The sequence below is a fragment of the Paraburkholderia gardini genome (assembly GCF_907164545.1).
Lineage (GTDB): Bacteria > Pseudomonadota > Gammaproteobacteria > Burkholderiales > Burkholderiaceae > Paraburkholderia > Paraburkholderia gardini.
In genome coordinates this window covers 102,508-121,714 of the sequence record NZ_CAJQZB010000013.1, presented here as the reverse complement: position 1 = coordinate 121,714, position 19,207 = coordinate 102,508, and the positions used below count along the sequence as shown (strand labels likewise).

Here is a 19,207-nt window from a genome sequence, read left to right as displayed (position 1 = left end):
CGGCGGCGCGGCGCTGGGCGCGCGCGCCGCCGCGCAAGTCATAGAGACGAGCGTTCACAACGTAGCCGCCCCCCTGCGCGAACCCGCGACGCACAGGGGGCGAGCCGGAAACAGCGCTATTTCGTCTTTGCAGCGCCGACTTCACGGTCCCACTTCTGGAACGCGGCCACCATCGCCGCCGCGCTCAGCGGCAGCACGTGCGGATGGTCCGCCAGCAGCTTCGCGTATTCCGGGCGGCCGAACTTCTTCAACACCGCCTGGCTTTGCGCCGGTGCCTGCTCGACCGTCACGCCCTTGATCGCCGGGCCCGGATAGAAATACCCGTCGTCATAGGTCAGCGCCTGCTGCGCGGGCTCCAGCATGAAGTTCATCAGCTTGTAGAGCACGTCGAGCTTGTCCTTCGGCACGCCCTTCGGGATCACCATGTAATGGGCGTCGTTCACCCACGTCATGTTGTCGAACGCCTGCACGCGAAATTCCGCGGGCACGATGCCCAGCGCACGCGGGTTGATGTCCCAGCCGGTCACCGTGACCGTCATGTCGCGCGTGCCTTCGCCCAGCTCCTTCATCACCGCCGACGTGCCGCCCGGATAGTACGGAACGCAGTCGTTCAGCTGCTTGAGGAACGCCCAGGTCTTGTCCCAGCCGTGAATCGGGTCCTGGGGGTCCTTGTCGCCGAGCACATACGGCAGACCCATCAGGAACGTACGGCCCGGGCCGGAGTTGGCCGGACGCGCGTAGATCAGCTTGTTCGGGTGCGCCTTGCACCACTGCAGCAGCTGCTCAGGCGTCTTCGGCGGATCGGTGACTTTGGCCGGGTTGTATTCGAGCAGCGGCCCGGCCGGCATGTACGCCACTTCGAGTCCGTAGCCCTGTGCCAGGTCCTGCATCTTGCGCGGGCCCGGTGCGTAGTTGTCGAGCACGCCCGGGAACACCGCCGCATGATCGGGCAGCAGCTTCTCCCACAGGTTCTGCTCGATGCCGGCCGCCAGCGCGTCGGTGCCCGTCAGCACGAGGTCGATATCGGAGCGCCCTGCGGCCTGCATCGCCTTGATCTTGCCCGGCAGCTGCGGCGCGGGCGCATTGGTGAACGTGATGTTCGAAACCAGGTTCGGGTACTTCGCCTTGAACGCCTCGAAGCCCTTTTGCGTCAGTTGCAGATCCCCCGCTACGTCCACGATGTTCAATGTCACCGGATCCGCCGCGCGCGCCGCGGGCGCGAATGCCGCGCCGACCGCTACACAGACCACCGCCACCCTTACAGACAACCTGCCAGATAAAGTCATCGTATCTCCTCGCTTCTTTGGTATGGAAGTCCGCCGGTTCAGGTGCGCTGCCGACGGTACACGTCCCGCGTTATCGAACATTGCCAACGCGCACATCTGACGTCAAGCAAATCATCAATGACCGATTGCGCCGCGGCGCACGGCGCAATCTCCATCAATCCCTTTGCAGAAAACGATCCGATGCCATATTCACGTCCGCGGGAGCGCGCCGCTCTACGGGTTTAGCCCGATACTTGTCAGGCAACTTCGCGCAGCGAATTGGGCATGCTCAACCGCCTTTGACGCCCTGCGTGTTCACATACAACGAATAGAGCCCGTGGCTCGCCGCCATGAAAAGCCGGTTGCGATGCCGCCCGCCGAAGCACACGTTCGCGCAACGCTCCGGCAACGCGATATGGCCAATCGCTTCGCCGTGCGGGGTAAATACACGCACGCCGTCGAGTTCTTCCGTGCCCATGCCCCAACCGCACCAGAGGTTGCCGTGAATATCGACTCGAAAGCCATCCGGCGTACCGGCAGCCGCGTCGATCAAGATGCGGTTGTTCTCAAGCGTGCGGCCGTCGGCGGCGACGTCGAACACGCGGATCGTGCGCGGCGACTCACGCGACGCGACCACATACAGCCGCGATTCATCGGGGGAGAACGCGAGACCGTTCGGGCCTTCGATATCGTCGGCGACGAGCGTGATCTCGCCCGTCTGCCCGTCGATGCGATACACGCACTGCGGCAATTCGGCCTCGGACTTTTCGCCTTCGTAGAAACCGTCGATGCCGAAGCTCGGATCGGTGAACCAGATCGAGCCGTCCGACTTCACAACGAGATCGTTCGGCGAATTCAGGCGTTTGCCGAGGTAGCGATCGGCAAGGACCGTGATCGTGCCGTCATATTCGGTACGCGTGATGCGTCTCGTCAGATGCTCGCAACTGACGAGACGTCCTTCGCGATCGCGCGTATGGCCGTTCGCATTATTCGACGGCTGACGGAATGGCGTCACCGCGCCGGTCTCTTCGTCCCAGCGCAGGATGCGGTTGTTCGGAATGTCGCTCCACAGCAGATAGCGCCCGTCGCCGAACCACACCGGGCCCTCGGACCAGCGCGCGCCTTGATACAGACATTCGACCGAGGCGGACGCGATACGCAGCGCGTTAAAGCGATGGTCGAGAACGCGGATGGCGGGATCGGGATAGCGACGGCTGTTGTCTGTCATGAGACTCCTTGCGGTTGTACCGGATACGGCGAACGGCGCCCGCATGCGGCGCGTCATGGCCCTCGCGATGATGTCAGGTCAGAGAGGATCATGGCCGCCTCAGGCGGATCACGCCGCGCGGCTGGCTATGCGGCGGCGTGACGCTCTAGAAGCTTAACAGCCGTTCAATGCTTGCCCAGCTCACCATCGAGCAGACGCCACAGCTTCAGCGGATTGTCGTCGTGCAGCGCTTCAGGCAACAATTCCGCCGGCAGATCCTGATAGCACACGGGCCGCAGGAAGCGATCGATCGCGGTCGCGCCAACCGACGTCGCGCGCGCGTCCGACGTGGCCGGGAACGGTCCGCCATGCACCATCGCATGCGACACCTCGACGCCCGTCGGGAAGCCGTTCGCAAGAATGCGGCCGGCCTTTCGTTCGAGCGTCGGCAGCAGTTTGCGCGCGAGCGCGTAATCGTCCGGTTCGAGTTGCAGCGTCGCCGTGAGCTGGCCTTCGAGATAACCGGCCACCTTGATCATTTCGTCCACATCGCGGCACGTGACGATCAGCGAAGTCGGTCCGAAGATTTCATCTTCGAGCTCGGCCGTGGCGAGAAACTGCGCGGCCTGCGTCAGGAAAAGCGCGGGCATCGCCGGACACGCGGCGCCCGACTGCGTGCCCTGCGCGACGCTCTGCACGCCGCTGGCCTGCGCGCGCCGCTCGACGGCGGACTGGTACGCCGAAGCGATGCCCGGCGAGAGCATGGTCTGTGCTTCTTTCTTTGCGAGCGCCTGCGCGGCGGTGTCGATGAACGTCTGCGTATGCGGGCCTTCCAGCATGATCACGAGCCCGGGGTTCGTGCAGAACTGGCCGACGCCGAGCGTCACGGAATCCACGAATGCCGAAGCGATCGCTTCGCCGCGTTTGGCAAGCGCGCCAGGCAGCACGAAGAACGGATTGACGCTGCTCATTTCGGCGAACACGGGAATCGGCTCGCGACGCTTCGACGCGATGTCGACCAGCGCAAGCCCGCCGCGCCGCGATCCTGTGAAGCCGACCGACCTGATCGCCGGATGCGCGACAAGCGCCTCGCCCACCGCGTTGCCCGCGCCGACGATCAGCGAAAACACGCCCTCCGGCAGACCGGTTTCAGCGACCGCTTTCTGGATCGCGCGACCGACCAGTTCCGACGTACCGAGATGCGCCGGATGCGCCTTCACGACGACCGGACAACCCGCCGCGAGCGCCGAGGCCGTATCGCCGCCGGCAACTGAAAACGCGAGCGGAAAGTTGCTTGCGCCGAACACGGCGACAGGCCCAACCGGAATTTTCCGCAGACGCAGATCGGAACGCGGCAGGGGCTTGCGATCCGGCATGGCGGAATCGATCGTCGCGCCCAGCCAGCGGCCTTCGCGCACGAGCGAGGCAAAGAGCTTCAACTGACCCACGGTGCGCCCGCGTTCCCCTTCGATACGCGCTTTCGGCAGCGCCGTTTCGATGTGCGCGCGCTCGATCAGTTCATCGCCCAGCGCGACGATGTTGCTGGCAATCGCTTCGAGAAAGCGCGCACGCGTTTCAAGCGGCGCGCCGCGATACGGATCGAACGCGAGCGCGGCAAGTTCACATGCCCGGTCGACGTCGGCCGCACTGCCCGCACCGAAAACCGGCTCGATTTCCGCATTGCGGACCGGGTCGAACGCGCGCAGCGTGCCCTCGGCGCCGCGCACGGCGGATGCGCCAACGAGCATCTCTCCTGTGATCTGCATCTTGAAACTCCAGTTGGGCGCTGCGGGCGTCGGCCTGCATTCACCGCGCAGCGAAAATCAGATAGTGAGAAGCGCTGTCAGCCCTGCTCCGGCCTGGCGGCGTTCTGACGCTCGAACGTGAGGAGCGCTTCGGTTGCAGCCGCGATCTTCGCATGATCCTCGACCGGCGTCGAACTGAGTAGCGGCAAAATCGCGCCCATATCGGCGATCTTCGAAAACGTCACTGCATCGTGCAGCACACGGATCAGCGAGATGTCGTCGCGCAGCGTTTCGAGCGGCATGAACGCGTCGCGGATGCGCTGCGCTTCGTCCGTGCGGCCTTCTTTCGCGGCGCGCAGAAGCGCCATGACCGCGTGCGGCGCGATGCAGCCCGAACCGGTCGTCCATGCAGCGAGACCGAAGTCGCGCACGTGCACGAGCGCGGGACGCTCGCCCATGCCCGAGATCACCTTCGCCGGGTTCACGCTTTCGAGGAGGCGCTTCAGGTAGACATCGTCGGCCGGGTTATCGCGAACGATTGCGTATTTGACGGCGACCAGCGTGCCGCGATCGACGAGACGCGCGAGCGCATCGACATCGACGTAGTTCTCGTTCTTGATATAGAGCGTAAGCGGCATGCCCGCCACGTCGACGACGCGCGCGAGGCCTTCTTCGACGCCCCCAGACGTGGTAAAGCCGGCGAGCGGCAGGACCATCGCGGTGCGGTAGTTCGTCTGCGCGAGGATGCGCGCCTGATCGAGCATCTTGCCGTAATCGGGGCCGATGGCCGGAATCACGCGCGTTTCGGGAGCGGCGCTCGCGGCGAGCAGATCGAGCAGATCGCGATATTCGCTGACCGCGACGTGATACAGGTTCGCGTTGCCGCCATAAAGCAGCGTGCGCACGCCGCCGGCCTCGATGTGCCGAATGAGCTTCTGGTTCTCCGCGGCGTCGAGCGAATAATCGGCGCGGCGGGCGAGCGGCGGCACCGCCATCACGCTGGCAGCGAACTCACTGCCGGAAATCGGAGAGACGTTCATGGCACCTCGGCAGACGGATCAATTCGATGATTGATCTTCACGGTAGCATCGCGCGGCAAATGTTGTCAAACAAATTTTCGGTTGCCATGCATGTGATGCATCGACGCCATTCGCATCGCAACGCAGCATAACGGCCGGGTTTTTGGCTATTTTTGTCGAAAATCAGGCTCTTTCAGTTGTGCTCATGCTGTTTGGGTGCCCCATTCTCGTATGACAACAAGATCCTGCGTATCTGAATGCGTAGATGTTTTTCGGCGCGGCAGGTCCGTGTTTTTGTCAATTACGCCAGAAGGGTTTTTCAGCCTCATATCAATCCGGGCAGGGATTAATGTTGATTCAAAATGCCGACGTTATCCGGCCAGGTTTCAATCCATATAACGCACAAGGGCCCATCGACGGGGACGCCCGCCGGTGGGGGCGCGGCAAAACGCAAAAAATCAACTCAACTCGCCGCTTTTGATTGGCATAATGTTCATACGAATTGCCGGGCAGAATAAAAAAATGGTGATAGATTAGTGAAGCAGACAGGCGCAAACCAGGTATTCGCGTCGTCTTTATTAGCGGCCTGGCCTGCCGCGATCCGAGGGGAGCCGTCCGTGTCACTACATTTCATCGAGCAGATGTCACCGTTGCTCGAGGCCCCTGATGAAACCGCATGGTTCGACGCCATTACCCGTCTCGCCGACGGATGGGGCTTCAACCAGGTTCTGCTGGCGATGCTGCCACGCCCGACCCTCCGTCTGGAGGACGCGTACGTGCGCAGCACATACCCCGTGTCCTGGCGGCGCGCCTACGACGAGCAGGGCCTCATGCACATCGATCCCACCGTCTCGCACTGCGCGACGCGCGCCTCGCCGCTCGTGTGGTCGCCCGAGATCTTCACGACCGAACCGCAGCAATCGATGTATGAGGAAGCCCGCGCGTACGGGTTGCGCGCCGGCGTCACGCTGCCGGTCCACGGGCCGCGACAGGAAGCAGGCATGCTGTGCTTCGTGAACGACAGCATGCCAGGCGATGCATTCTGGCGGCATGTGGACGTCGCGCTACCGAATCTGGTGTTGCTGCGCGATCTGGTGATCGATACAAGCCAGCGTTACGTGAGCGCGCATACGCAGGAACTGATTCCGAGGCTCACGCCGCGTGAACGCGAATGTTTGAAGTGGACTGCGCGCGGCAAGTCCACGTGGGAGATTTCACACATCCTGAACTGCTCGGAAGCAGTCGTGAACTTTCACATGAAAAACATTCGCGCGAAGTTCGGTGTGAACTCGCGGCGCGCGGCCGCGGTCATCGCAACGCAACTCGGCGTCATTGATCCTGACTGACGGCGTCGAAGGCCCTGTCGTGCAACGCACGCTCCGCCCGGCCGAGATCGCTGTCAGAGATGGCCCTGGTGAAATAAAGTCCAAGCAGGATCGCCACCGGCGCCGGAATTTCCGAGCCGGATTCGAAGCGGCTGCCACGCGACTGCGTGACGCCAAAGCGTGCCCAGAAGCGCCGCTGACTCTCTTTCTTCTTTTTGCGGAACGCGATGATGAACACGCGGTCCACGGGCGACGCTGGCTCCAGCACTCGCTCCGGAGTGCTCACGCGACGTGCCGGTTGCCAATAATTTTCAAGTAGTTCCATGATGTCCGCCTGGTTGACTGGCTATCGCCGGGATCGATAAATCGATTCTCCACGGACTCCGGAACCGGGCACACCTATCCAGGTGGGTAGGTGGAATTTCTACCCGAAATGCATAAGTTTCCATGCGTATTGGTTCACCAACACGTGAGGGAGAACGACATGCAAGCAGCAATCCGGATTGGCCTGCGTCAGGAATTCGACAACGATCACATCAACGCAATGTACCGGCTGCGCGCCCGTGTGTTTCACGGGCGGCTCGGGTGGGATATCCCGACCATCGCCGGCATGGAGATCGACGGCTACGACGCACTCGGGCCGCATTACATGCTCATCCAGGACAAGGCGGGCGCCGTGCGTGGCTGCTGGCGCCTGATGCCGACCGAAGGGCCGAACATGCTGAAGGACACGTTCCCGCAACTGCTGCATGGCGATGCGGCGCCGGTCGGCCGGCATATCTGGGAACTGAGCCGTTTTGTCGTCGATACCGGCGGCGAGGAGCAAACGTTTGGCTTCGCCGATCTGACGATGCACGCGATCCACGAACTGGTGACCTTCGCCGACCAGATGGGCATCACGCGCTACGTGACCGTGACGACAACGCCCATCGAGCGGCTGCTGCGCAAAACCGGTATCGAACTGCGACGGCTCGGGTCGCCGCTGCGCATCGGCGTCGAAAATGCGGTGGCGCTGGAGATCGCGGTCAGTCCGCAGACGCGGGCCGCGCTGTTTGGTCCGATGGCCGTGGCGGCCTGAGGGATTGCCGGTTCACGCCGCCGGGTTCGAGCCGGATTCAGGCTAACGCCGGTCCGGTTCGCGCGGCGGTTACGAACCGAACATCCGGTCGAGCGCGTTTTCGAGATGGGCGCGCATGGCCTGCCCCGCGGCGGCGGAATCCTTGCTGCGGATCGCTTCCAGCACGGCCAGATGCTCGCGCTGCACGAGACGCTGCCGCTCCACCGTCTTCACGAGCGACAGGTTGCGCGAGAGGTTCATGCTGAACACGATCTGCTCTTCGATGAACGACATCACGGTGATGAAAAACTGGTTCTTCGACGCCCGCGCCACGGCCAGATGAAACGAGAAATCGTCGCGCGCGCCGATGCCCTGCGTTTCGATGATGCGTTCGAGCTCGTCCCACGCGTGCTGGATGGCGGCGACATCGTCGCTGTCGGCCTGCTGTGCGGCGAGCGCCGCCGCGCCTGCTTCGGTGACGATGCGAAATTCATAGCAGCGACGGATATCGGACAGCGTTTCGAGCGGCGCGAAGCGGCGCACGTCCGGATCGGGACGGCGCGCGACCGTGGTACCCGAACCGTGGCGCGTCACGATGATCCCGTCGGCGCGCAGACGGGCCAGCGCTTCACGCACTGTCGGGCGCGACGTTTCAAAACGCTCGGCCAGCGCGTGCTCGGTAGGCAGCCGCTCGCCCTCCTTGTACTCGCCTTCCAGAATCTGGTTCAGGATATCGCCGTAGATCTTGTCGGGCAGACCGAGGGATTTGCGCTCGTTCATCGTCGATGTCGCAGCTTGTCTGAATAGAGCATGATTGTAAGGCAAACTGGACAAATTACCGGTCTGATTCTGATTGACGGCAAGCCTTTTGTCAGCGAAAAGCCTTGCCAGGTCTTGATTCTCCCCTCTCTCCCAACCAGGACAAATGACCTGACGACTTGATTTACATCAAGGCAGTGTCGACGCTTTTCAGCGATTATTTAAGCCGACGTTTGATTCAGCGCATATCTGGTGATGTCTGGTCCACGTGCGTCGCTCCTTTCCCCCCGGGTCATTGCGCATGGCGTGCAGATCCTTGTGCAGCGGAGCTGCTTATCTTTTCAAGACACAACTCTCACATGACCGCGCGTCCTTTTGTCACTCAGGTCGCGCAAAGGCCGGTGGGACAATCAGCGCAACATTACTTTCCGGGCTAACCGATCATGCTCAATCCCATCGCGCTTTCCCCGTCTGTCGCACAGCGACCTGTCCGGGCCATCGCGCCCGTACGTACGCGGCGCGATGTCGCCCGCTGCTCGACCTGCGCGATGCGACAACTCTGCATGCCGCAGGGCCTGTGCGCCGAAGACCTGCCGAAACTTGAAGCGCTCATCTGCAACGCGCGCACCGTGCGGCGCGGCGAGGTGCTCTTTCGCACCGGCGACCCGTTCGACAACCTGTACGCCGTCCGGTCGGGTGCGCTGAAAACGGTGATGTCGCATCGCCTCGGCCGCGAACAGGTGACCGGGCTGAAACTCGCGGGCGAACCGCTCGGCCTCGACGGCATCAGTACCGATCTGCACGCATGCAGCGCGATCGCGCTTGAGGACAGTTCCGTGTGCATCGTGCCCTATCCTGCGTTGAAGCGTCTGTGCCGCGAAATCGGCACGATGCAGGACCGCCTGCACAAACTGATGGGCGAGCAGATCGTGAGCGAGGCCAGGCAGATGATGGTGCTCGGCTCACAGAGCGCCGACGAACGCGTCTCCGCGTTCCTGCTGGATATCTCAGGGCGCAACACGCAACGCGGCTATTCGTCGAACGAATTCAACCTGCGCATGACGCGTGAGGAAATGGGTAGCTACCTCGGCATCACGCTTGAAACGGTCAGCCGTACGCTGTCAAGATTTCAAAAGCGTGGTCTGATCGACACGCAGGGCAAATTCATCCGCATCGTCGATTTCGACGGTTTGCGTCAGTTATAAAGCCACCGCTGCCGGCCCGCACCGTAATTCTCCGGCGCGTGGCCGCGCGCCACGCTGGCATGGCGTCAAGCCGGCCACCTGATTGCGATACATTTAGCCTTGGCATGCCTTCTGCAAGCAGGTACAGTTTCAGACTGTCCCCTACCAGGAGACCCGGTGCAATGAATCGCGAACCCGCCTTGCAGCACCCGCTCATCCATCGTCTTATCGAAGCCCGCAGCGTCACAGACGCGTTGTTTGCCGTCGTTAAACCTGAATTTCTTTACGAGCGTCCGATCCGCGAACGGCACCGGATCGTGTTCTATATCGGCCATCTCGAAGCATTCGACCGGAACCTGTTCGACCGGCGTCTGTTCGACCTTCCCGCGCTCAGCCCTGAACTGGACCAGTTGTTCGCCTTCGGCATCGATCCGGTCGACAGCGACTTGCCGACTGACGCGCCGTCTGACTGGCCGTCGCTCGAAGTGGTCAACGAATACGCCGCGGAAGCGCGCGCGCAGATCGACCAGAAACTCGCCACGCTTGAACTCGTGCGCGAAGGCATGCGCACCGCTTCGGCCGAACAGTTGTTGCACGTCGCGATCGAACATCGGCTGATGCATGCCGAAACGCTCGCGTACATGCTGCACCAGTTGCCTTTCGAACAGAAAGTCGCGCCGCGATTGTCCATCACCGAACCCCAGACCAGCCAGCCCGATGACGGCATGGTCAGCGTGCCCGCGGGCCCGACCGTGCTCGGCATGGTGCGCGAGGATGGCGCTTTCGGCTGGGACAACGAATTCGGCGCGTTGCATGTCGATGTGCCGGCGTTCGAGATCGACCGTCATATGGTGACGAACGGTGCGTATCGCGCGTTCGTCGAAGCGGGCGGTTATCGCGACCCGTCGCTGTGGACCGACAAGGACTGGGCATGGCGGGAAGCCGAACATATCGAGCATCCTGCAGGCTGGTCGCTGGCGACGCAGAACGGCGAGCAGGCGTGGAAACTGCGCACGATGTTCGACGACATCGCCCTGCCCGAAACCTGGCCGGTTTATGTGAGCCACGCCGAAGCCAGCGCATACGCGCGCTGGGCCGGCAAGGCCCTGCCTACCGAAGCGCAGTGGCAGCGCGCGGCGCACGGCGCGCCACACGCGGCATCGGGCAATTTCGATTTTCGTAGCTGGGATCCGCAGAACGTCCACGCGCATCCGGATAACGTCAGCGCGTTCGGCGTGGTCGGGCAGTTCGGCAACGGCTGGGAATGGACGTCGACCGTGTTCGATGCACTACCGGGTTTCGACGCGTTTCCGTTTTACCTCGGCTATTCGGCGAACTTTTTCGACGGCCAGCATTACGTGCTCAAGGGCGGCTCGGCGCGCACCGCGGCATGCATGTTGCGCCCGACGTTCCGCAACTGGTTCCAGCCGCGTTATCAATACGTGTATGCGGGGTTTCGCTGCGTCCGTAATTGACCATTTAAGCAATAGTTGACGCAGAACAAGGATAAAGCCCGTACACCGTACGAATTCGGCGTGAAGGTACAGCTAGTTCGGCTGCAGCAACAGCAGGCACCGGTGCGTGATGCGCAGAAAAGTCGGTGCCACAACCGCTGCTCTTACCCCGATTGTCCTGTTTTTAGAAACAGTGATTTCAGAATTAGGTATTTACCCTTATTTCATCGCCTCTTACACTGTCCTCACTGCTGCAAATAAAGATGCTTGCAGCCCAATAAGACAATCTCTGGAGGTCGTAATCATGAAGTCGCTCATTCACGCTGTCGTTGTTGCCGCCACCCTTACTGCTCCGGTTGCCGTTTTCGCCCAGTCGAACCAACCCTTGACCCGTGCGGAAGTGCGCGAACAGCTGGTTCAAATCGAAAAGGCGGGCTACAACCCGGTTCGCTCGAACCCGAATGAATATCCGGGGAACATCCAGGCTGCTGAAGCTCGTGTTGCCGCGCAGAACAGCGCTGTGGGCGGCGTTGCGAGCGGTTCGTCGCAACACGGTCCTGCAGCAGTAGCCCAGTAAGCTTCGTCAGGCCAGGAAGCTGTTTTTGGCCGGAACGCGTGCGCTCGTTGCGTCCAGCCGCGTTGAATCACTGACTCGCGATCGCTATCTGGCGATCGCGAGTTTGTTTTATATATCAGAACCTGCGCCCCAGGTTCCCGGCGGCTTCGCCTGAACGGGCACAGCCCGCGTTGCCCGCGCGGACGTAACTCGAACCCTTGCGACCGCCAAACGGCACGTGACAATCCTGACTGCTCAAGCGGCGACAAGCAAACCGCGAGCGGCCAGATTCCGATACAGCGCACGCACACCGAACGTCCACGGTTCGATTTCAGTGCTCAGGCGGACCGTGTTAATCAGCGCACCCAGTTGCGGCGTCGAAATCGTCACCCGATCCCCCAGGTGATGCGTGAACCCTGCGCCGGGTGCGTCACGGTCCTTGATCGGCGAGAACATCGTGCCAAGGAACAGCATGAAGCCGTCCGGATACTGGTGATGCCGTCCCCACGTCTGCTCGACGAGGTTCGCCGGGTCGCGGCTGATTTCGCTCATGTGGCTCACGCCCTCGAGCACAAAACTGTCGTCGGCGCCCTCCACCCGCAGCGCGACACTGGCCGTGCGCACCGAGTCGAGCGAGAAGGTTTCGTCAAAGAGGCGCACGAACGGGCCGATGGCGCATGAGCCGTTGTTGTCCTTGCACTTACCCAGCAGGAGCGCCGAGCGGCCTTCGATATCGCGCAGGTTGACGTCGTTGCCGAGCGTCGCGCCGACGATGCCGCCTCGACTATTCACAGCCAGTACGATTTCCGGTTCCGGATTGTTCCAGGTCGAAGCAGCGAGCAGTCCCACATCAGCCCCGAAACCGACCGCCGACATGGGCTGCGACTTCGAGAACACTTCCGCATCGGGGCCGATGCCCACTTCCATGTATTGCGACCACGCACCGCGTCGTTCCAGTTCGGCCTTCAGCTTCATGGCAGCGTCCGAGCCCGGCTCGATTTTCGAGAGGTCCGTGCCGATTATCGAAGCGATGGTCTCGCGGACGGCCTTCGCCTTCGCCGGATCACCGCCCGCCTGTTCCTCGATGACGCGCTCGATCAAACTCACGGCGAACGTGACACCGCACGCCTTGATGGCCTGAACGTCACACGGCGCGAGCAGTCGCACGGCGGGCCCGGCCACGCCAGGAAGGCTGGAAGCGATGAGCTCCGCCACTGTGCCAAGCGGGACGCCCGTTGCTGTACGCGCGACCTGTGCGGGGTTCTCCCGATCGAACAGGTCAGCAGTCGTCGGCACGGTCGCGGTGATGTCGAACACCTCGCCGTGACGCACGACAACGACACACGGGCCTTCATGCTGGTCCGTCTTGCGCCATACGCGCCCCACAAGCAGCGCCTGGTCGATGTCGTCCGGGAGGAAACTGGATTGAGTAGTTGCGGACATGGGAATAAATATCTTCGGGAAGGTTGGAAGACCTGCGGGACCGGACTCGATGTGAACATGGAGCCCGGTCTCGCAACCGGCACGTCAGTGCGAATGCCTCGGATTGCCACGCTCGGCAATCACCTTGAGATAGAGCGTCGCCGGCTCGAGACAGCCGCCGGTCGAAAGCTGGCCAACCGTCTGGCGGTACAGCTCCTGCCACGGTGTCTGCGCCGGCGGAATCGTGAAGGTAGCCGTCTCACGGCGCCGCGCGAGTTCGTCCTCGTCGACCAGCACGTTCACGCTGCGCGAATTCAGATCCACGCGAATGCGGTCGTTCGTGCGTAACAGCGACAGTCCGCCGCCAACCGCCGCCTCGGGCGACATGTTGAGAATCGACGGGCTCGCGGAGGTACCGCTTTGCCGTCCGTCGCCGAGCGTCGGCAAGGACGTAATACCCTGCCGCACGAGTTCTGCCGGCGGCGCCATGTTCACCACCTCGGCACTCCCCGGATAGCCCACGGTACCTGCGCCGCGAATCACCAGGATGCAACGCTGATCGATCTCAAGCGACGGATCATTGATACGTGCGTGATAGTCCTCAGGGCCATCAAAGACGATTGCCCGCGCCTCAAAGGTATTTTCCGAGCCGGGCTCGCTCAGATAGGTCTGCCGGAAAGCATCGCCGACCACCGACATCTTCATGATCGCGATGTCGAAGAAATTGCCCGACAGCACGATGAAGCCTGCGCCGTGCTTGAGCGGATCTTCAGTTGTCTTGATGACGTCGCGATCGGCAGGAGACGCATCCGCTGCGATCTCGCCGATGGTACGACCCGACACGGTCAGACATTCACCGTGTACGAGTTGCGCCTGGATCAGCTCGTGCAAGACGGCGGGCACGCCGCCCGCGCGGTGAAAACTCTCGCCGAGATATTCGCCCGCGGGCATGCAGTTCACGATCAGCGGCACCTGCTCGCCCACGCGCTGCCAGTCGTCAAGACTCAGTTCGACGCCCATGTGCCGTGCAATCGCGATCAGATGGGGCGGGCAGTTGCTCGACGCACCCAGCGCGGAGGCCACCACGATGGCGTTTTCGAACGCCGCCTTCGTCATGATGCGCGACGGACGCACATCTTCGCGCACGAGGTCGACGATGCGTTTGCCCGTGGCGTAAGCCATCTGGCCGCGTTCCCGATACGCCGCGGGAATGCTCGCGCAGCCGGGCAGCGACATGCCGAGCGCCTCGGCCAGACTGTTCATCGAGAGCGCCGTGCCCATCGTGTTGCAGTGGCCGATCGAGGGCGACGACGCAGTCGTCAGCTGCATGAAGCCTTCGTAGTCGATTTCCCCGGTGGCAAGCAGATTACGGGCATGCCAGATGACGGTCCCCGAACCCACGCGCTTGCCCTCGTGCCAGCCGTCGAGCATCGGACCGCCCGACAGAACGATGGCGGGCATGTCGACGGTGGCCGCGGCCATCAGACAGGCGGGCGTGGTCTTGTCACAGCCCGTGGTCAATACGACGCCATCGAGCGGAAAGCCGTGCAGAATTTCGACCAGACCGAGGTATGCGAGATTGCGGTCGAGCGCGGCGGTCGGCCGGCGGCTCTGCTCGGCGAGCGGGTGAACCGGAAATTCCATCGGAATACCGCCCGCGTCGCGAATGCCTGCTTTTGTACGTTCGGCGAGCTCGATATGGTGCCGGTTGCAAGGCGCGAGGTCGCTGCCCGTCTGCGCGATGCCGATGATGGGACGGCCCGACTGAAGCTCTTCGCGCGTCAGGCCGTAGTTCATGAAACGCTCGACGTAGAGCGCCGTCATGTCCGCGTGCGACGGGTCGTCGAACCATTCCTGGCTTCTCAGCCTGCGAGGTGTGGATGCTGACATGTTGTTTACCTCTCTGTCATCGGGATGGTTGAACCGTCTGAAATCATTGCGAGAAACCCCATTTACATCGCGTCTGGGGTTGGCCGGGCACCGGCGAGCGAAACGAAAACAGGCCACCGGCATGCGGCTGCCGCTCGCGCTCCGCCGACGACAGTCCCTTCCATGCCGTCGAGACATAAACAGTCTGCAGGTCGTCTCCACCGAAAGCCAGCTTCGTCACGTTAGCGCAGGGAAAAGGTACCTGCTCCACAAGCTCGCCAAGAGGCGAGTACCGTTCGATACGCCATCCGCCGAAAAGTGCGATCCACACGAATCCGTGCGCATCGACCGCCATTCCATCCGGGTATCCGTCGCCGGAAATAGTGGCGAAGATGCGTTTGCGCGACAACGCGCCGTCTTCGCTCACGTCGAAGGCATACACCACGCGCCGCACGGTGTCGCCGTGATAGAGCGTGCGTCCGTCCGGGCTCATTGCCGGTCCGTTCGTGATCACATAGTCGTCGTCCCGAGCCACCACTTCGCCGTCGTCACTGACGCGATAAAGGGTGCCGTCTGGCTGCTCCTCGCCGTCGTCCATCGATCCAAACCACAGGTGCCCGCTGGCATCGACAAAGCCATCGTTGAGCCGGTTGCCCGGCAGATGCGCCTCGACGTCCTTGAGCTTGCCGAATTGCCCGCTGCCGGCATCGAAGCGATACAGACCGTCCGGCAACCCGCAGACAAAAGTACGATCCGCAAGCGGTGCGACAAAGCCGACCTGATCGGGCGCGCTCCATGTCTGCGTCTGACCCGTGGCGATGGTCAGACGATGGATATGGCGACCCTTGATATCGACGAAATAGACAGCGTTCTCCGTGACCTGCCACACCGGGCCTTCCCCCAGTTCGGCACCGACCGGCCATACGCAGACAGGGATGCGGAAATTCATTCTCCGTACCACCCTGCATCGACGAAATAGTCCCGACCGGAGCAGCGCGACGCATCGTCGGACGCGAGGAACAAGGCCATGCGGGCGACGTGCCCGGGCTCGATACGCAGGCGCAGACATTGGCTCGCGACGACCTTCGCTTCGCTCTCGGGTGACTGCCAGAGCTGCATCTGACGCGGGGTCCGAACCGCGCCCGGGATAATGCTGTTCACGCGGATGCCGGCGTCCCCGAGTTCGCGCGCGAGTCCACGGGTAAGTCCCTCGATACCGGCCTTCGCGCTCATGTAGATAGCCAGGTTCGGCAACGCCAGATGCCACGACACCGAGCCAAGATTCAGGATCACGCCGCGTTCGAGCTTGCGCATGCCGGCCGCTACGGCCTGAGCGCAAAAGAACTGGTGCTTCAGGTTCACGGCGATGCACGCGTCCCAGTAGCTCGACGTGACAGTGCCCAGTTCGTGCCGGTCGTCATTGCCTGCGTTGTTGACGAGAACCTCGACCGGCCCGGCAATATCGGCGATCCCGGCGAAGGTGCTCTGGATCGCCTCGACACTGCGCAGATCGCATCGGCGGAACACGGGCGGATGGACGGCATCGCTCAGTGATTCCTGCAACGCAAGCGAATCGCCTTCCGCCACGTCGAGAAAAAAGACCCGCGCACCCTGCCGTGCGAATGCCTCGGTCATCGCGGCGCCAATACCGCTGCCACCACCGGTGACGACAACCGTTTTGCCTGAAAGGCTGGGATAGATTGCGTACGACATCGAATATTCCACTTGTTACGGGTACGACAACAAATCCATGGCGCCCAGCCGCCCCGGCTGGCGCGCCCCATCATGCGGGTTACCGCAGTACGTCGACCTCGCTCACCATACGCCATTCGCGTTCGAGTGTTCTCGCCGCGCCACCGGTGACAGTCACCACGTCGCCCAGATGAAGGTCGCGACTCGAGCTTCCGACCATCAGGTCGAAGTCGCCTGGCTCGACGATACGCTCGCCGCGTCCATCGGTGAAATTGAGCATATCGACGGGCATCTTCACGCGAACCCGCGCAGAAGCGCCCGCCGCTAGCGGCACCCGGGCAAAAGCCTTCAATTCGCGTACCGGTCGTGCCGATGATGCCAGCCGGTCCCGCACATAGATCTGCACGATCTCGCTGCCTTCGCGCGAGCCGATGTTCTCGACCACGAAGCTGAGTTCGATCGTCCCGTCGGCAATCGGGACTTCGCGTCGCGCCACCGCGAGACTGCCGTAACGGAACTGCGTATAGCTGAGTCCGAATCCAAACGGGTAGCGGCAACCGAAATGGTAAGCGACCGGCGTACCCGCGCTCTTCAACCGGTGGTTGTAGGTATAGGGTACTGCTCCGGCACTTTTCGGCACCGACAACGGCAGGCGGCCGGTGAAGTTCGCGCGGCCCACCAGCAGATCGGCGAGCGCTTGCGCGCCGCGCTCGCCCGGTGCGAAAGCCATGATCTGCGCCGCGATCCGGTCCTCGAGGCCTCCCAGGTTATACGGACGTCCGCCCGTCATCACGACGACCGTCGGCGTACCGCTGTCGACCACCGCTGCGAGCAAGGCCTGCTGCACGCCAGGCAGGTCCAGGCTGTCCGTATCGGATCCCTCGCCTACCGTGCCGGACTGGAACAGCCCCGACAGATCGCCGACGAAGACGATCGCAACACCTGCCTGCCGTGCGGCGTCAACCGCCGCTGCAATACCGCTGGTGTCCTCGCTGATCAGCTCGTCGCGGCTGGCGTGCGCCGTGGTATCCAGCGACACGTCGCCGGGGAACACCGGCGCGCCCGCGCGGCGCTCCGCGATGATGTCGCAGCCACGCGCATGGATCACGCGTCGATCGCCAAGTAGTGCGCGCAGCGCCTGCAGCGGCGTACCGATCAACGCGACCGACTGCTCGCCGGCGTTGATCAGATGCACCGGGAAACTGTAGCCGGCCAGCAACGCCAGCGGATCGTCGGCAGTTGGCCCGATTACCGCGACCTTCGCCGTCGCCTCGACATCCAGCGGCAACACGTCGCCTTCATTGCGCAGGAGCACGGCCGATTCAAGCGCCACCTGATACGCGACGTCGCTCGCCGATTCGCTTTTCACATCCACTCGCTCCGGATCCGCATACGGATTTTCGAACAGGCCGAGACGGAACTTCGTGCGCAGCACGCGCGATACAGCGGCGTCGATCGTTTCTTCGCTGATCTCGCCGCGCGTCAGCGCTTCTTTCAGATGCAGCGCGCACTCGTGTCCGGGCAACTCGACGTCGAGTCCGGCATTGAACGCGAGCGCTGCGGCAGCCGCGCTGTCGCGCGCGACCGCATGGTGACCGTACAGCAGATCGACGCCAGCGTAGTCGGCGACAACCAGTCCGTCGAAACCCCACTTCTCGCGCAACGTCTCCTGAAGCAACGTACGGTCCGCATGACAGGGCACACCGTCAATGTCGTGATAGGCAGGCATGACGGAGCCGGCATTCGCCAGCTTGACCGCCATCTCGAACGGGAGCATGAAGACGTCGTTGAGTTCGCGCGGGCCGACATGCACGGGCGCGTGATTGCGGCCGCCTTCGCTCGCCGAATGTCCGACGAAATGCTTGAGGGTCGCGAGCAGGTCGCGGCGTTCCCCTTGCAGCCCCCTGACGTAGTGACAGGCGAGCACGCCGACCAGATAGGGGTCCTCGCCGAGCGTTTCCTCGGTGCGGCCCCAGCGCGGATCGCGCGACACGTCCAGCACCGGCGCGAGCCCTTGATGACAACCGATCGAACGCGCCTGCTCGCCGATGATCTGCCCCACATGTTCGACAAGCCCCGGATTCCACGTGGCCGCATAGTTCAGCGGCGACGGGAACAGCGTGGCGTCCTTGATCATCAGGCCGACCAGGCATTCTTCGTGAGACATCACGGGAATACCGAGGCGCGTATCCTCCACCATCTGCCGCTGCAGCGCGTTGAGCGCACGCACGCCTTCCTTCGGGTCGACCGTATGCGTGCCGAGCGGGCGCGTGATCTGACCCAGCCCGTGTTGAAGAATCGTTTCCACCGTAATGCCGGCATCGCCATGCGCAAAATCCACAGTACGCGCTTCGTGATTGCCATCGGACGACAGCTTCAGCCACGCGGCGTGCAACTGGGCAATTTTCTCGTCCACTGTCATACGCGCCAGCAAGTCGGAAACACGCTCGTCGACAGCCGCGGTGGGATCGCGGTAGAGCGGAACTTCACTTTGGCGAAGCAACATCTAAAACTCCTTTAAATGATCCGGGTATACAGGGCGCAAATGGCGCCGGCAAATCCGCTTTTCATCACAAACGCAGGGAAGGCACTGCTTCATCCGCAACCCCGCCTTGCATTCGATATTCCTTTCTGAACTTCGCAGTCCTTTAAA

16 protein-coding genes are annotated in these 19,207 nt (G+C 62.6%); 5 read left to right on the top strand and 11 right to left on the bottom strand.

The window, feature by feature from the left end:
* Positions 1 to 116: 116 nt before the first annotated feature.
* The 4 genes from LPA37_RS12025 to LPA37_RS12010 form a co-directional block, all read right to left on the bottom strand.
* On the bottom strand, positions 117 to 1,286 hold the full coding sequence (locus tag LPA37_RS12025) for an extracellular solute-binding protein (protein ID WP_229012656.1): 1,170 nt from the start codon (positions 1,284 to 1,286) through the stop codon (positions 117 to 119).
* Between the two features lie 268 nt (positions 1,287 to 1,554).
* A complete protein-coding gene (locus LPA37_RS12020) occupies positions 1,555 to 2,493 on the bottom strand; it encodes an SMP-30/gluconolactonase/LRE family protein (protein WP_229012655.1) in 939 nt (312 codons plus the stop codon).
* Between the two features lie 164 nt (positions 2,494 to 2,657).
* Positions 2,658 to 4,238 carry an aldehyde dehydrogenase (NADP(+)) gene (locus LPA37_RS12015; RefSeq protein ID WP_229012654.1) on the bottom strand — a complete coding sequence of 527 codons (1,581 nt, stop codon included), beginning with the start codon at positions 4,236 to 4,238 and terminating at the stop codon, positions 2,658 to 2,660.
* Between the two features lie 77 nt (positions 4,239 to 4,315).
* Entirely contained in the window at positions 4,316 to 5,257 is a 942-nt protein-coding gene (locus tag LPA37_RS12010; protein ID WP_229012653.1) for a dihydrodipicolinate synthase family protein, read from the bottom strand.
* A gap of 620 nt (positions 5,258 to 5,877) precedes the next feature.
* Between LPA37_RS12010 and LPA37_RS12005 the strand changes: the two genes are divergently transcribed.
* On the top strand, positions 5,878 to 6,582 hold the full coding sequence (locus tag LPA37_RS12005) for a helix-turn-helix transcriptional regulator (protein ID WP_228979744.1): 705 nt from the start codon (positions 5,878 to 5,880) through the stop codon (positions 6,580 to 6,582).
* Here the strand turns inward: LPA37_RS12005 and LPA37_RS12000 are convergent.
* Entirely contained in the window at positions 6,566 to 6,886 is a 321-nt protein-coding gene (locus tag LPA37_RS12000) for a helix-turn-helix domain-containing protein (protein WP_228979526.1), read from the bottom strand. The two genes, LPA37_RS12005 and LPA37_RS12000, sit on opposite strands and share 17 nt — an antisense overlap.
* 159 nt (positions 6,887 to 7,045) lie before the next feature.
* On the opposite strand from LPA37_RS12000, the gene LPA37_RS11995 reads away from it, so the two are divergent.
* Complete coding sequence (locus LPA37_RS11995) at positions 7,046 to 7,639, top strand: acyl-homoserine-lactone synthase (protein WP_228979528.1); 594 nt, start codon at positions 7,046 to 7,048, stop codon at positions 7,637 to 7,639.
* A gap of 69 nt (positions 7,640 to 7,708) precedes the next feature.
* Here the strand turns inward: LPA37_RS11995 and LPA37_RS11990 are convergent, their stop codons facing one another.
* A complete protein-coding gene (locus LPA37_RS11990) occupies positions 7,709 to 8,398 on the bottom strand; it encodes a FadR/GntR family transcriptional regulator (protein ID WP_228979530.1) in 690 nt (229 codons plus the stop codon).
* Between the two features lie 422 nt (positions 8,399 to 8,820).
* On the opposite strand from LPA37_RS11990, the gene LPA37_RS11985 reads away from it, so the two are divergent.
* From LPA37_RS11985 to LPA37_RS11975, 3 genes are all read left to right on the top strand, one after another.
* A complete protein-coding gene (locus LPA37_RS11985; RefSeq protein WP_228979531.1) occupies positions 8,821 to 9,582 on the top strand; it encodes a helix-turn-helix domain-containing protein in 762 nt (253 codons plus the stop codon).
* A gap of 161 nt (positions 9,583 to 9,743) precedes the next feature.
* Positions 9,744 to 11,036 carry an SUMF1/EgtB/PvdO family nonheme iron enzyme gene (locus LPA37_RS11980; RefSeq protein ID WP_229012652.1) on the top strand — a complete coding sequence of 431 codons (1,293 nt, stop codon included), beginning with the start codon at positions 9,744 to 9,746 and terminating at the stop codon, positions 11,034 to 11,036.
* Between the two features lie 283 nt (positions 11,037 to 11,319).
* Complete coding sequence (locus LPA37_RS11975; RefSeq protein WP_228979746.1) at positions 11,320 to 11,592, top strand: DUF4148 domain-containing protein; 273 nt, start codon at positions 11,320 to 11,322, stop codon at positions 11,590 to 11,592.
* Between the two features lie 234 nt (positions 11,593 to 11,826).
* On the opposite strand, the gene LPA37_RS11970 is transcribed toward LPA37_RS11975, so the two are convergent.
* From LPA37_RS11970 to LPA37_RS11950, 5 genes are all read right to left on the bottom strand, one after another.
* Complete coding sequence (locus tag LPA37_RS11970) at positions 11,827 to 13,014, bottom strand: fumarylacetoacetate hydrolase family protein (protein WP_229012651.1); 1,188 nt, start codon at positions 13,012 to 13,014, stop codon at positions 11,827 to 11,829.
* An 84-nt stretch (positions 13,015 to 13,098) separates the two neighbouring features.
* The gene (locus LPA37_RS11965) at positions 13,099 to 14,883 is read right to left on the bottom strand and encodes an IlvD/Edd family dehydratase (protein WP_229012650.1); all 1,785 of its coding nucleotides are present in this window, start codon (positions 14,881 to 14,883) and stop codon (positions 13,099 to 13,101) included.
* A gap of 43 nt (positions 14,884 to 14,926) precedes the next feature.
* Positions 14,927 to 15,811: an SMP-30/gluconolactonase/LRE family protein gene (locus tag LPA37_RS11960; RefSeq protein WP_229012649.1), complete on the bottom strand. Its 885-nt coding sequence runs from the start codon at positions 15,809 to 15,811 to the stop codon at positions 14,927 to 14,929.
* Positions 15,808 to 16,575, bottom strand: coding sequence for an SDR family NAD(P)-dependent oxidoreductase (locus LPA37_RS11955; RefSeq protein WP_229012648.1), 768 nt, complete (start codon positions 16,573 to 16,575; stop codon positions 15,808 to 15,810). Before LPA37_RS11955 ends, LPA37_RS11960 begins: the two co-directional genes overlap by 4 nt.
* Before the next feature lie 79 nt (positions 16,576 to 16,654).
* Positions 16,655 to 19,060 (bottom strand): glycoside hydrolase family 3 N-terminal domain-containing protein, encoded by a 2,406-nt coding sequence (locus tag LPA37_RS11950; protein WP_229012647.1) that lies wholly within the window; start codon positions 19,058 to 19,060, stop codon positions 16,655 to 16,657.
* Positions 19,061 to 19,207 lie beyond the last annotated feature (147 nt).

What these genes read in the sequence shown, in the direction of transcription:
- LPA37_RS11990 (WP_228979530.1), bottom strand. Translation starts at nt 8,398, where the DNA reads ATGAACGAGCGCAAATCCCTCGGTCTGCCCGACAAGATCTACGGCGAT.
- LPA37_RS11955 (WP_229012648.1), bottom strand. Translation starts at nt 16,575, where the DNA reads ATGTCGTACGCAATCTATCCCAGCCTTTCAGGCAAAACGGTTGTCGTC.
- LPA37_RS11975 (WP_228979746.1), top strand. Translation starts at nt 11,320, where the DNA reads ATGAAGTCGCTCATTCACGCTGTCGTTGTTGCCGCCACCCTTACTGCT.
- LPA37_RS11950 (WP_229012647.1), bottom strand. Translation starts at nt 19,060, where the DNA reads ATGTTGCTTCGCCAAAGTGAAGTTCCGCTCTACCGCGATCCCACCGCG.
- LPA37_RS11965 (WP_229012650.1), bottom strand. Translation starts at nt 14,883, where the DNA reads ATGTCAGCATCCACACCTCGCAGGCTGAGAAGCCAGGAATGGTTCGAC.
- LPA37_RS12015 (WP_229012654.1), bottom strand. Translation starts at nt 4,238, where the DNA reads ATGCAGATCACAGGAGAGATGCTCGTTGGCGCATCCGCCGTGCGCGGC.
- LPA37_RS12025 (WP_229012656.1), bottom strand. Translation starts at nt 1,286, where the DNA reads ATGACTTTATCTGGCAGGTTGTCTGTAAGGGTGGCGGTGGTCTGTGTA.
- LPA37_RS12000 (WP_228979526.1), bottom strand. Translation starts at nt 6,886, where the DNA reads ATGGAACTACTTGAAAATTATTGGCAACCGGCACGTCGCGTGAGCACT.
- LPA37_RS12005 (WP_228979744.1), top strand. Translation starts at nt 5,878, where the DNA reads ATGTCACCGTTGCTCGAGGCCCCTGATGAAACCGCATGGTTCGACGCC.
- LPA37_RS11980 (WP_229012652.1), top strand. Translation starts at nt 9,744, where the DNA reads ATGAATCGCGAACCCGCCTTGCAGCACCCGCTCATCCATCGTCTTATC.
- LPA37_RS11985 (WP_228979531.1), top strand. Translation starts at nt 8,821, where the DNA reads ATGCTCAATCCCATCGCGCTTTCCCCGTCTGTCGCACAGCGACCTGTC.
- LPA37_RS12010 (WP_229012653.1), bottom strand. Translation starts at nt 5,257, where the DNA reads ATGAACGTCTCTCCGATTTCCGGCAGTGAGTTCGCTGCCAGCGTGATG.
- LPA37_RS11960 (WP_229012649.1), bottom strand. Translation starts at nt 15,811, where the DNA reads ATGAATTTCCGCATCCCTGTCTGCGTATGGCCGGTCGGTGCCGAACTG.
- LPA37_RS11995 (WP_228979528.1), top strand. Translation starts at nt 7,046, where the DNA reads ATGCAAGCAGCAATCCGGATTGGCCTGCGTCAGGAATTCGACAACGAT.
- LPA37_RS11970 (WP_229012651.1), bottom strand. Translation starts at nt 13,014, where the DNA reads ATGTCCGCAACTACTCAATCCAGTTTCCTCCCGGACGACATCGACCAG.
- LPA37_RS12020 (WP_229012655.1), bottom strand. Translation starts at nt 2,493, where the DNA reads ATGACAGACAACAGCCGTCGCTATCCCGATCCCGCCATCCGCGTTCTC.